Annotated in this window: 11 protein-coding genes; 5 read left to right on the top strand and 6 right to left on the bottom strand. The window is 72.0% G+C overall.

Features of this window, described 5'->3' with window-relative positions; translation table 11 throughout:
• Window positions 1-375 precede the first annotated feature (375 nt).
• Together ASF23_RS13285 and ASF23_RS13280 are read right to left on the bottom strand one after the other, a co-directional pair.
• A complete protein-coding gene (locus tag ASF23_RS13285) occupies window positions 376-1,347 on the bottom strand; it encodes a beta-ketoacyl-ACP synthase III (RefSeq protein WP_055954316.1) in 972 nt (323 codons plus the stop codon).
• A 57-nt stretch (window positions 1,348-1,404) separates the two neighbouring features.
• Window positions 1,405-2,643 carry a beta-ketoacyl-[acyl-carrier-protein] synthase family protein gene (locus ASF23_RS13280; protein ID WP_055954313.1) on the bottom strand — a complete coding sequence of 413 codons (1,239 nt, stop codon included), beginning with the start codon at window positions 2,641-2,643 and terminating at the stop codon, window positions 1,405-1,407.
• A gap of 131 nt (window positions 2,644-2,774) precedes the next feature.
• Here ASF23_RS13280 and ASF23_RS13275 point away from each other — a divergent pair, with 131 nt between their 5' ends.
• Window positions 2,775-3,755, top strand: a complete 981-nt coding sequence (locus ASF23_RS13275; RefSeq protein ID WP_055954310.1) for an NADPH:quinone oxidoreductase family protein — start codon at window positions 2,775-2,777, stop codon at window positions 3,753-3,755.
• 128 nt (window positions 3,756-3,883) lie between these two features.
• Entirely contained in the window at window positions 3,884-4,825 is a 942-nt protein-coding gene (locus tag ASF23_RS13270) for an SDR family oxidoreductase (protein ID WP_055954308.1), read from the top strand.
• A gap of 26 nt (window positions 4,826-4,851) precedes the next feature.
• Here the strand turns inward: ASF23_RS13270 and ASF23_RS13265 are convergent, their stop codons facing one another.
• Both ASF23_RS13265 and ASF23_RS13260 read right to left on the bottom strand, forming a co-directional pair.
• Window positions 4,852-5,673: an enoyl-CoA hydratase/isomerase family protein gene (locus ASF23_RS13265; RefSeq protein WP_200919356.1), complete on the bottom strand. Its 822-nt coding sequence runs from the start codon at window positions 5,671-5,673 to the stop codon at window positions 4,852-4,854.
• A 44-nt stretch (window positions 5,674-5,717) separates the two neighbouring features.
• A complete protein-coding gene (locus ASF23_RS13260; protein ID WP_082474136.1) occupies window positions 5,718-6,818 on the bottom strand; it encodes a beta-ketoacyl-ACP synthase III in 1,101 nt (366 codons plus the stop codon).
• 274 nt (window positions 6,819-7,092) lie between these two features.
• Between ASF23_RS13260 and cysK the strand changes: the two genes are divergently transcribed.
• The 3 genes from cysK (at window position 7,093) to ASF23_RS13245 (ending at window position 9,057) form a co-directional block, all read left to right on the top strand.
• A complete protein-coding gene (gene cysK / locus ASF23_RS13255; RefSeq protein ID WP_055954305.1) occupies window positions 7,093-8,031 on the top strand; it encodes a cysteine synthase A in 939 nt (312 codons plus the stop codon).
• A 68-nt stretch (window positions 8,032-8,099) separates the two neighbouring features.
• Window positions 8,100-8,651, top strand: a complete 552-nt coding sequence (epsC, locus tag ASF23_RS13250) for a serine O-acetyltransferase EpsC (protein WP_055954513.1) — start codon at window positions 8,100-8,102, stop codon at window positions 8,649-8,651.
• Between the two features lie 22 nt (window positions 8,652-8,673).
• Window positions 8,674-9,057 carry an MmcQ/YjbR family DNA-binding protein gene (locus tag ASF23_RS13245; protein WP_055954301.1) on the top strand — a complete coding sequence of 128 codons (384 nt, stop codon included), beginning with the start codon at window positions 8,674-8,676 and terminating at the stop codon, window positions 9,055-9,057.
• Between the two features lie 7 nt (window positions 9,058-9,064).
• On the opposite strand, the gene ASF23_RS13240 is transcribed toward ASF23_RS13245, so the two are convergent.
• Together ASF23_RS13240 and ASF23_RS13235 are read right to left on the bottom strand one after the other, a co-directional pair.
• Window positions 9,065-9,700: an MOSC domain-containing protein gene (locus tag ASF23_RS13240; RefSeq protein WP_055954296.1), complete on the bottom strand. Its 636-nt coding sequence runs from the start codon at window positions 9,698-9,700 to the stop codon at window positions 9,065-9,067.
• Between the two features lie 76 nt (window positions 9,701-9,776).
• Complete coding sequence (locus tag ASF23_RS13235; protein ID WP_055954292.1) at window positions 9,777-10,646, bottom strand: hypothetical protein; 870 nt, start codon at window positions 10,644-10,646, stop codon at window positions 9,777-9,779.
• Between the last annotated feature and the right edge of the window lie 312 nt (window positions 10,647-10,958).

Genomic DNA, 10,958 nt, shown 5'->3' with positions numbered 1-10,958 from the left:
CCCGCAAGACACTGGACTACCGCACCCCGGCAGAATCATTCGAGCAGCTACTCTCGGACCCAAAACAACCACCCGTTGCAACGACCCCTTGAATCCGCCCATCCTCTGTCGGACACCCGGTGCCGGCATCCGATGTGGTGGCGTAACAAACCCTGACCATCCGCGCAATCAGCTCCGACAACGATGATCATCTCGGTTCGAACGCGGGTCAACCCGTCACGGACTCCCGCTCCGAGGCGTCGTTCCGCTGGTGACGACACGGGTCGCCGTGCGTGAACCCGGCGGCAAGCTGACGACGTGGTCGCGACCACCCACCGGACTGGAGGGACGGCGCACCCTGGCACCGTCCCTCCAGTCCGACGCGGGTGCGGCGCGTCAGCTCCGCGGCGCGTGCGACGGCAGGCGCACGACCTGGCCCGCGTAGGTGAACCCGCCGCCGAAGCCGAACAGCAGCGCGAGCCCGCCCTCGGGCAGCGCACCGTCGTGCCACGCCCGCGAGAGTCCGAGCGGGATCGACGCCGCCGAGGTGTTCCCCGAGGTCGCGACGTCGCGGATGACGACCTTCGCGCCGCCGCCGAGCTCCTCGGCGAGCGGGTCGATGATGCGGAGGTTCGCCTGGTGGAAGGCCAGCACGTCGATGTCGTCGAGGGTGTGCCCCGAGAGCGACACCGCGCGCATGGCGTGGTCCTTCGCCTCGGTCATCGCCCAGCGGAGGATCGCGGCGCCCTCCTGCGAGAACTTCGCCGGCTCGGGCGGGAGCTGCACGGAGCCGACGAGACGCGGCACGGAGCCCCAGGCCACCGGGCCGATGTCCTGCGCGTCGGACCGGGTGATCACCGCGGCACCGGCGCCGTCGCCGAACAGGACGCACGTCGAGCGGTCCGTCCAGTCGAGGACCGGGGTCATCGTCTCCGAGCCGATCACCATGGCGGTGGTCGCCGAGCCGGTGCGGATCGACTGGTCCGCGATCGCGAGGGCGTACTCGAAGCCGGAGCAGGCGGTGTTGACGTCGAGGACGGCCGGCCCGTCCATGCCGAGCGCGACCGCGATCTGTCCGGCCGCGGACGGCGACCGCTCGGGGTTCGTCATGCTGGCGAGGATGACGAGGTCGACGTGCGCGGCGGTCATCCCGGCGTCGTCGAGGGCCATCGCGGCGGCGGCCGTCCCCATCGAGACGACGGTGTCGTCGCTCGTCATCAGTCGACGCTCGCGGATGCCCGTGCGCGTCCTGATCCACTCGTCACTCGTGTCGACGAGCTCCGCCAGGTCGTCGTTCGTGACGACACGGCTCGGTCGGTGGTGCCCGAGTCCCACCAAGCGGCTCCCGTTCGGGTCGAAGCTGCTCATGTTCGTGATCGTACGTGTCCTGTCTGGTACCGGGGCGGGGATGGTGTCACCCGGCGGTCAGGCACGGGCGAAGACCAGCGTCGCGTTGTGCCCGCCGAACCCGAAGGAGTTGAGCACCGCAGCCCCGGCGTCGACCGGACGCTGCGTGGTGGCGACGTCGACCTCGATCTCGGGGTCCACGGTGTCGACGTTGATCGTCGGCGGGACGGTCCCGGACCGGAGCGCCTCGACGACGGCGACGGCCCCGAGGGCACCGGAGGCCCCGAGCAGGTGCCCGGTCATCGACTTGGTGCTCGTCACGACCGCGTGGTCGCCGATCGAGGCGAGGATCGCCCGGCTCTCGTTGACGTCGCCGAGCGGGGTCGACGTGGCGTGCGCGTGCACGAAGCCGACGTCGCTGCCCGCGATGCCGGCGACCCCGAGCGCGAGCCGCATCGTCCGCGCCTGGTTCTCCGGGTCGGCCTGCACGATGTCGTAGGCGTCGGAGGTGTTCGCGGAGCCGTCGAGCCACGCCAGGACCTCGGCACCGCGGGCCCGGGCGTGCGACTCCGACTCGAGGACGAGCATCGCCGCGCCCTCGCCGAGGACGAAGCCGTCGCGGTCGACGTCGAAGGGCCTCGACGCCAGGGTGGGGTCGCCCTCCCGCCGGGACAGCGCACGGGTCTGGGCGAGGGCCGCGAGGGTGAGTCCCTCGACGCAGGCCTCGGTGCCGCCGGCCAGGACGACGTCTGCGGCGCCGGAGGCGATGAGCATCCGCGCCTGCCCGAGCGCCTCGGTGCTCGACGCGCATGCGGACACCGGGGCCGATGCTCCACCGCGGGCACCGATCGCCATCGACAGCCACGCCGCCGGGCCGTTCGCCATCATCATCGTGACGGTGTGCGGGAGGACCTTCCGGGGGCCGGAGGACTCGAGCGCATGCTGCTGCTCGATCGTGGAGTGCAGGCCGCCGATCGCGGTCCCGACGACGACGGCGACGCGGTCCCGCTCGTCGCCGACGATCGTGCTCGTGCCGTCGTCGGTGGTGAACCCCGCGTGGGCCCAGGCCTCGCGTCCGGCGATCATGGCGAGGTGCTCCGCGCGGTCCATGCGCTTCAGCTCGCGGACGGTGAGGTGCTCGCGCACGTCCGTGTCCACGAGCGCGCCGATGCGGATGGGCAGCTCCACCGCCCACGGCTCGTCGATCGCCCGCACGCCGGAGCGGCCGTCGAGGAACGCGCGCCAGGTCGTCGGAGCGTCGGCACCGACGGGGGAGATGGCACCGAGGCCCGTGACGGCGACGCGAGTACTGGTCATGGAATCCATCCTTGCAGGGGTGTGTCCGGGCGATCCGGTGGGACTCCCACCACGGATCACGGAACCCGCCGTCGGATGTCTCCAACCCGTGGCGCTCCCGAGGTGTTCGGAGCACCGGGTAGGGTCGACGGGTGCAGGCGATCGTCATCGAGCGGTTGGAAGGTCCTTCCGCCGCAGTCCTCCGTGATGTCCCGGAACCGCAGCACCCGCACCACCGGGCCGACGGACACCGCGTGGTCGTCGAGGTCGCGGCCGTGGGGCTCAGCGTCATCGACGTCCTGCAGAGCCGCGGCGCCTACCAGTACGGCACGCCCACCCCGTACGTCCTGGGGTCCGAGATCGCCGGCACCGTGGTGGAGGCCGACCCGGGATCCGGGTTCGCCGTCGGCGACCGCGTCGGGAGCATCGTGTTCTGGGGCGGGCTCGCGGAGCGTGCCGTGGTCGCGCCGGACTACACCGCGCGCATCCCCGACGACATGAGCTTCGCCGAGGGCGCCGGCGTCTACCTCAACTACTCCACCGCCTGGTTCGCGTACCACCGTTCCGGTGTCCGGCCTGGAGGCACGGTGCTGGTGCACGGAGCGGCCGGCGGTGTCGGGACCGCCCTGCTCGACCTCGCGCCGGCGTTCGGGGCGCGGGCGATCGCCGTCGTGTCCTCGGAGGCCAAGGCCGAGGTCGCCCGGGCGGCCGGTGCCTGGCAGGTCGTGCGGTCCGACGGCGCGTGGAAGGACGAGGTCCTCGCGCTCACCGACGGGCACGGGGTGGACGCGGTGCTCGACACCGTCGGGGGCGATCGTTTCACCGACTCACTGCGGGCACTCCGGACCGGCGGGATGCTCGTCGTCATCGGGTTCGCCGGGGGATCCATCCCCGAGGTCAAGGTCAACCGACTGCTGCTCCGGAACCTGTCGGTCACCGGCATCTCTATGGACACGTTCGACGCGGAGTACCCCGGCACGCTCCGGATGGTCCGCGACGCCATCGAGGTGCTCATGGCGTCCGGGGGCATCCACCCGCACGTCGGCGAGGTGTTCCCCTTCGAGCGCGCGGCCGACGCCATGCGGCTGATCGAGTCCCGCGCGGCGATCGGCAAGGTCGTCGTCGAGCGCTGACCGGTCGAGCGACAGGTCGGTCGATGTGCGGCGACACGCCCGGGCTGGTACCGTCGCTCGACGGAAGTGACGTGGATGTCCCCGTGGACTCCGGGGGCGCCCGACTCCACGACTGACGGACGGACACAATGACCGGCGAACCCGAACCGCTGCGACGCGACCCGTACTCCCCGACCATGCTCGAGGGCGATCGGATCCTGGTGACCGGCGGTGGTTCCGGACTCGGCAAGGCGATCGCCGGAGCCCTGCTCGCCCACGGCGCCGAGGTCGTGCTGTGGGGCCGTCGCCGCAACGTCCTCGAGGCCGCGGCCAGCGAGATCGCCATGCTCGGCGATCCGTCGCACGTCATGGTCGACTCGGTCGACGTCCGCGACTCCGAGGCCGTCGACGCCGCGGTCGACCGCATCTTCGATGGTGGACGGCCGCTGACCGGCGTCGTCAACGGCGCGGCGGCGAACTTCATCGCCCCGACCGAGTCGTTGAGCGCCAGGGCGTTCGCTGCGGTCACCTCGACCGTGATCAACGGCTCGTTCCACGTCACGCATGCGGTCGGTCGTCGGTGGATCAAGGGCCAGCTCCCCGGCTCCGTGCTCTCGCTCCTGACCACCTGGGTCGAGACGGGTTCCGCGTACGTGGTGCCCTCGGCGATGTCGAAGGCCGCCGTCAACGCCATGACGATGTCGCTCGCGGTGGAGTGGGCGCACTACGGCATCCGGCTGAACGCGGTCGCTCCCGGTCCCATCCCGACCGACTTCGCGTGGGACGTGCTCGACCCGGGGGACACCTCGGTCATCGGTGCGACCGATGTCCGCGGGATCCCCGCCGGGCGCTTCGGACGGCCGGACGAGGTGGCGAACCTCGTCATGTTCCTGCTCTCGGACGCGTGCGACTACCTGACGGGCGAGACGATCGCGATGGACGGCGGTCAGCGGCTCGCGGGGCCGTCGACCTTCTCGGACCTGACGCACCTGACCCAGGAGGACTGGGCGGCGATCCGCGCCCGTGGCAAGGCCGCTGCGGCCGCGACGAAGGCCGAACAGCACGCCGCGGAGCGCACCGAGCTCCGGTAGCCACCGGCAGCGCGCGACGCCGGGCATCAGTGTCCGGTGAACTCCGGCGGACGCTTCTCGACGAACGCCGCAAGGGCCTCGGCCATGTCCGCGGTGCGTGTCAGGAGCACCTGACCGCGGCTCTCGAACTCGATCGCAGCCGCGTACGACCCGATCTCAAGGTTGTGCTGGAGCGCGCGCTTGGAGAACTTCACGCCGGACGGGGAGTTGCCGACGATCGCGGTCGCGGTCTCCATCGCGGAGTCGAGGAGATGCTCGGCCGGCACCACACGGGACACGAGGCCGATGTCGAGCGCCTCGTCCGCACGCACGGTCCGGCCCGTGAGTGCGATCTCCGATGCGCGGCCGCTGCCGATCACGCGCGGGAGCAGCCAGGACAGCCCGAGGTCGCCCGCCGAGAGCCCGATCCGGACGAACGACGCGACGAAGGTGGCGGTCGGCGCCGCGATGCGGATGTCCGCCGCGAGCGCGAGGGAGAAGCCGCCACCCGCGGCCGGACCGTTCACGGCGGCGATGACGGGGATCCGGAGCGCACGGATGCCGACGAGGGCCCGCGCCGCACCCTCCTGCCGCTCGAGCATGTCGATCGCGGTGAGGTGCGGGAGCTCCTTCGCCTCGTCGAGGTCGTAGCCGGCGGAGAACCCTCGGCCGGCACCGGTGATCATGAGCACCCGCGCCGAGTCGTCGAGTGCCAGGGACGCGGCGAGTGCCTCGAGCTCGGCGAACATCCGGACGGTGATCGCGTTGAGCCGCCGCGGCCGGTTCATCGTCGCGAGGACGACGCCCGGCGCGGGACGGGTCACCACGAGCGTCGCGTCGGGCTGGTCGGCTGGTGCTGTCGATGTCACGGGACTCCTCCTGGCGGGGTCCGGGGCGTCGAGTGGGGGTCGACTCAGACGGAGACCGCCGCTGTCTGTGCTGCTGCTGTGGCTGTGTGGGCCGCGGTGTCCGCGGCACTGGGGGCACCGGGACCGGCGACCCCGACGTGCTCCGGCAACTCGACGACCTGGACCGCGTAGGCGAGCCCGGCACCGAAGCCGAACTCGAGCGCGATCTGCCCCGGCTTGGCGAGCCCCTCGCGGAGGAGGCGCTCGGTGGCCAGCGGCACGGACGCCGAGGACGTGTTGCCGGTGTCGACGATATCGCGCGCGACGACCACGTCGTCGTTCAACCCCAGGCGACCGTGCAGCCCCTCGACGATGCGGAGGTTCGCCTGGTGCGGCACGAACACCTCGATGTCCTTCGGGGTGAGCCCCGCGTCCGAGATCGCCTTGAGCGCGAGGTCGGGGAGCGCGGTCTGCGTCCACCGGTACACCGACGGGCCGTCCTGGCGCGCGGTCGGCCACGGGACGTGCTCGTCGTCCTCGGCGTACTTGAAGTCGAGCCACGAGTGCGTGAGGCCGATCGCGTCGTGCATGCTGCCGTCCGAACCCCACACCGTCGGGCCGATCCGGGGGACGTCGGACGGACCGACGAGCGCCGCGCCGGCACCGTCGCCCATGATGAACGACATCGTGCGGTCGGTCGGCTCGATGAAATCGGAGATCTTCTCGGCGCCGATCACGAGGACGTGCTTCGCGAGGCCGGAACGGATCATCGCGTCGGCCTGGCCGATGCCGTAGCAGTACCCGGCGCACGCGGCGTTGGAGTCGAACGCGGCGGTGCCCTTGCCGGTGCCGAGTCGGTGCGCCACGAGCGGGGCCATCGCCGGCGTGGTCCGCATCCAGGAGATGCTCGCGCAGATCACCGCGTCGACCTGCTCGGGGTCGATCCCGGCGGCCTCGATGGCGCTCCGGCCGGCCTGCTCCGCCATGTGCTCGATGAGCACCTCGCGGCGCGCGTGACGACGGGTGACGATGCCGGTCCTGCGCTGGATCCACTCGTCGGAGGAGTCGATCGGCCCGACGAGGTCGTCGTTCGGCACGACGAGGTCGCCGCGGACGCCCCCGACGCTGAGGATGCGGGAGTACTGGTTCGTCGCTGCGCTACGCATGGTGGAAGACACGTTATGTGTTCGTCGCCGGAAAAGCGCGGGTTTGGTCGCCCCCGGTTCCCGTGGCGGCTTGGCAGCGCGGGTCCAGGAACGCGAGTGCGGAGCCGGGGACGGCCGGGAGGCGCGGTGCGGGACGGACGCGCACCGCGCCTCCCGGACGGCGGAGCCGGTCCTCCTGCTCGCCGAGCCGGTGTCTCATACGTCCGGATGCATAGAATCAGCACCGACCGACCCGCTCGGATGCGTCCGGGCACCCATCGAGAACGGGACGACCATGACCGGCACGATCCACGACGACATCACCCAGGCCTTCGGCGACACCCCGCTCGTCCGGCTGAACCGGCTCCCGAAGTCCGGTGGCGCGGAGGTCGTCGCGAAGCTCGAGTTCTACAACCCCGGCGCGAGCGTCAAGGACCGTCTGGGCGTCGCGATCGTCGACGCGGCCGAGGCGTCCGGCGCGCTGCAGCCCGGCGGCACGATCGTCGAGGGGTCGAGCGGCAACACCGGGATCGCGCTCGCCCTGGTCGGCGCGGCCCGCGGGTACCGCGTCGTCATCACGATGCCCGAGACGATGAGCGTCGAGCGTCGGGTCGTCATGCGCGCGTACGGCGCGGAGATCGTCCTCACCCCGGGCTCCGAGGGCATGCAGGGTGCGGTGTCGCGGGCCGCCGAGATCGTCGAGACCACCCCGGGGGCGGTCCTCGCGCACCAGTTCGAGACCGCGGCGAACGCGGAGATCCACCGGCGGACGACCGCGCAGGAGATCCTCCGCGACACCGACGGCAAGATCGACGTGTTCGTCGCGGGTGTCGGGACCGGCGGCACGATCACCGGCGTCGGGCAGGTCCTCAAGGAGCGGGTGCCCGGCGTGCAGATCGTCGCCGTCGAGCCCGCGGACTCGCCGCTGTTGACCAAGGGCACCGCCGGTCCGCACAAGATCCAGGGCATCGGCGCGAACTTCGTCCCGGAGGTCCTCGACCGCACCGTCATCGACGAGGTCTTCGACGTCGAGCTGGACGACGCCCTGCGTGTGGCCCGCGCACTCGCGACCGAGGAGGGGATCCTCTCCGGGATCTCGTCCGGCGCGATCATGCACGCCGCCCTCGAGATCGCCGCCAGGCCGGAGAACGTCGGCAAGCGCGTCGTGGCGATCGTCTGCGACACGGGCGAGCGGTACCTCTCGACGATGCTGTTCAAGGACCTCGCGGAGTGAGTCGCGGCTCCGCGCCATCCGGTCCGGAGTCGTCCGGTCCGGAGTCGTCCGGCCCGGCGTCGTCCGGCCTGGCGTCGGGGGAGCGGGGGTGTGGCGTCGTCGGTCGTGTGCGGGAGGACCTCCGTGCGGCGCGACGGGGCGACCCCGCGGCACGGAGCGAGTTCGAGGTGGCCGTCGTCTACTCGGGGCTGCACGCCATCTGGGGGCACCGCGTCGCGCACCGGCTCTGGATCGCGCGGGGACTGCCGGGCTCCCGGTTCGCGGCACGTGTGCTCGCGCAGGTCGTCCGGTCCGCGACGGGCGTCGAGATCCACCCCGGCGCGCGCATCGGTCGACGGTTCTTCATCGACCACGGGATGGGTGTGGTGATCGGCGAGACGGCCGTGATCGGCGACGATGTCCTGATGTACCACGGTGTGACGCTCGGCGGGAAGGGCGGCATCCGCGGGCGCCGGCACCCGCACGTCGGGGACCGTGTCGTCCTCGGAGCGGGGTCCTCCGTGATCGGAGCCATCGTCGTCGGCGCGGACAGCGTCGTCGGAGCGAACACGGTCGTCACGCACGACGTCCCGCCGTTCTCGGTGGTGACCGGTCAACCGGGGGTCGCGCGGCCGCGGTGAGCCGGCGTGGCATGCTTGCGGCGTGGACGGAGACGCGCTGCAACGGATCGCACTGCGGGTCGCCGAGGCCCTGCCGGCGGCGACGCGGAGCCAGCCGTTCGGCGAGGGCACCGAGGTCGGCAAGGTCGTCGGGAAGGTCTTCCTGCTCGTCGGGACCCGGGGTGTCCGACCGATGGTCACCGTGAAGGCCGCGCCCCCGCACGCGGCAGCACTCGTTCGCGAGCACCCGAGCATCTCGCCGGGGTACCACATGAACAAGCGCCACTGGATCACGATCGTCGCGGGGCCCGACGTCGACGAGACGCTCGTCGAGGACCTCGTGGGGAACTCCTACGACGTCGTCGTCGGCACGCTCCCGCGCGATCGACGCCCGCTCGACCCCACCCGCGGCACCGCCGAGGACTGACGCGCGGTCAGACCTCGACGCGGGTGCTCGCGCGCTCGGCCTCGGTCCGGAGCTTCGCCGGCAGGGTCGACGGCGACTCGAGGAGCGCCCGTGCCTGCTCCGGGGAGAGGCCGGCGAAGGTGTCGCCGATCGTGATGCCGTGTGCCGGTCGGTCCGTGACGACGACCGCGTCCCCGGCGGCGACCGGGCCGGACTTGACGACACGGAGGTAGGCGCCGGGCCGGCCCTCCTCGGCGAACCGGCGCACCCAGCCGGGGATCCGCATCCGGCGCGCGAACGTCCCGCACGGGATCCGGGGCAGGGTGACCTGCAGGACGAGTGTCTCGCCGACGAGCCACCGCTCGCCGATCACCGCGCGGGTGACGTCCACGCCGCTGACGCGGAGGTTCTCGCCGAAGAGGCCGGGGTCCACCGGGCGTTCCAGTGCGTCGGCGAAGTACGCTGCGTCCTCGTCGGCGTAGGCGTAGACCGCCTGGTCCGAACCGCCGTGGTGCTTGCGGTCCGCCTGCACGTCGGCGTGCAGCCCGAGTGGACGGACGCGCACCGGGCCGTCGACCGGCCGTTTGTCGATCGCCGTGACGCCGATCGTGCCGCTGTCCGGCAGCAGGTGGTCGACGCGGCAGACGGCGGTGACGGAGGGCATACTCCGATCGTGGCAGGCCGCGCGGCCGGGCGCCAGCCTCGTGCGGTCGTCGGCGCGGGCGAACTCCCGTCGGGGATCAGTAGTTGTCGTACGCCTGCGAGTGCGCCCACGCCGAGCACGGAGTGCCGTAGGCGTCCTTGATGTACGCGAGGCCCCAGGCGACCTGGGTCGTCGCGTTGGTCTGCCAGTCGGCGGCGATCGTCGACATCTTCGACCCCGGCAGCGACTGCGGGATGCCGTAGGCCCCGGAGCTGCCGTTCGATGCCCGGTAGTTCCAGCCGGACTCCTTGGTCCAGAGGGAGTTCAGGCAGGAGAACTGCGACGCGTCCCAGCCGTAGTCCGACGACGCCATGGTGGACGCGGTGGCCTTCGCGCCGGCGGGGGTGTTCGCCGCTGCCTGGGCCTCCGCGGCGGCCTCGGCTGCCGCCGCTGCGTCGGCGGCGGCCTGCGCGGCGGCGGCCGCAGCAGCGGCCGCGTCGGCCTGGGCCTTCGTGTCCGTCGCGCTCTGCTGCTGGACGGCCGTGGTGGTGTCGACGGTGTCCTCGATCTGCTCCTGGAGCGACGCGTTCCCGAGCGACCGGTAGGCGGACAGCGACGCGATGTCGTGCTCGAGCGCAGTGGTGTCGGTGGCCGGGTTCGCGGTCGACAGCACGGTCTTCGCCGTGGAGATCGTCGCCGCCGCCTGCGCGTGGGCGAGATCGGTCTGGCTCATCACCGGGGTCGGTGACGCGGTCGGCAGACCGATCGCCGCACCGATGTCCGGCTGCGTCGTCACCGCCAGGACACCGCCGGCGACGAGCGTCACGGCGAGTGCACCCGAGGCGATCACGATGCGTCGGGTCGCGCGCTCTCGGCGGCGGATCTCGCGGCGGGTGCGTCCGGTCGCCGGGGAGGCCGTCGAGCAGTTGGTCGTGGTCGGGTGGGTGGACTCGTCGTTTCTGGTCACTGCGTTCCGTGGTTCGGCCCGACGGTCGGGGTCGTGGCGGCACGGTGGTGCCACCGGTCCGGTCCTGAGCGCGGTCGCACGGCAAGCGTGACGGTCGCCTCGGGACATGGACGTGGACGTGTCCGGGTGTCGGGGGAGTGCCGAGCGGTGATGTGGGGCCCGCTGGTCCGCCTCCAGCGCCAGGGAGTGGTCACGATCGGACGACGACGTCGATGATCGAGCCGACATCGGTGTGTCGCGGGCTCGAGCCGGTCGATCGTCATCCGGGAGGTGCTCACTCCGCCCGGCGCAGGGCGAAGCGGACACGATTGC

The organism is Curtobacterium sp. Leaf261, from assembly GCF_001422205.1.
Classification (GTDB): domain Bacteria; phylum Actinomycetota; class Actinomycetes; order Actinomycetales; family Microbacteriaceae; genus Curtobacterium.
Note: the sequence above shows the minus strand (reverse complement) of the source record. Positions and strands in the feature narration are given on the sequence as shown.

Coding starts and splice junctions, on each gene's coding strand:
- ASF23_RS13285 (WP_055954316.1), bottom strand. CDS start 1,347: ATGAGCAGCTTCGACCCGAACGGGAGCCGCTTGGTGGGACTCGGGCAC.
- ASF23_RS13280 (WP_055954313.1), bottom strand. CDS start 2,643: ATGACCAGTACTCGCGTCGCCGTCACGGGCCTCGGTGCCATCTCCCCC.
- ASF23_RS13270 (WP_055954308.1), top strand. CDS start 3,884: ATGACCGGCGAACCCGAACCGCTGCGACGCGACCCGTACTCCCCGACC.
- ASF23_RS13260 (WP_082474136.1), bottom strand. CDS start 6,818: ATGCGTAGCGCAGCGACGAACCAGTACTCCCGCATCCTCAGCGTCGGG.
- cysK (WP_055954305.1), top strand. CDS start 7,093: ATGACCGGCACGATCCACGACGACATCACCCAGGCCTTCGGCGACACC.
- ASF23_RS13240 (WP_055954296.1), bottom strand. CDS start 9,700: ATGCCCTCCGTCACCGCCGTCTGCCGCGTCGACCACCTGCTGCCGGAC.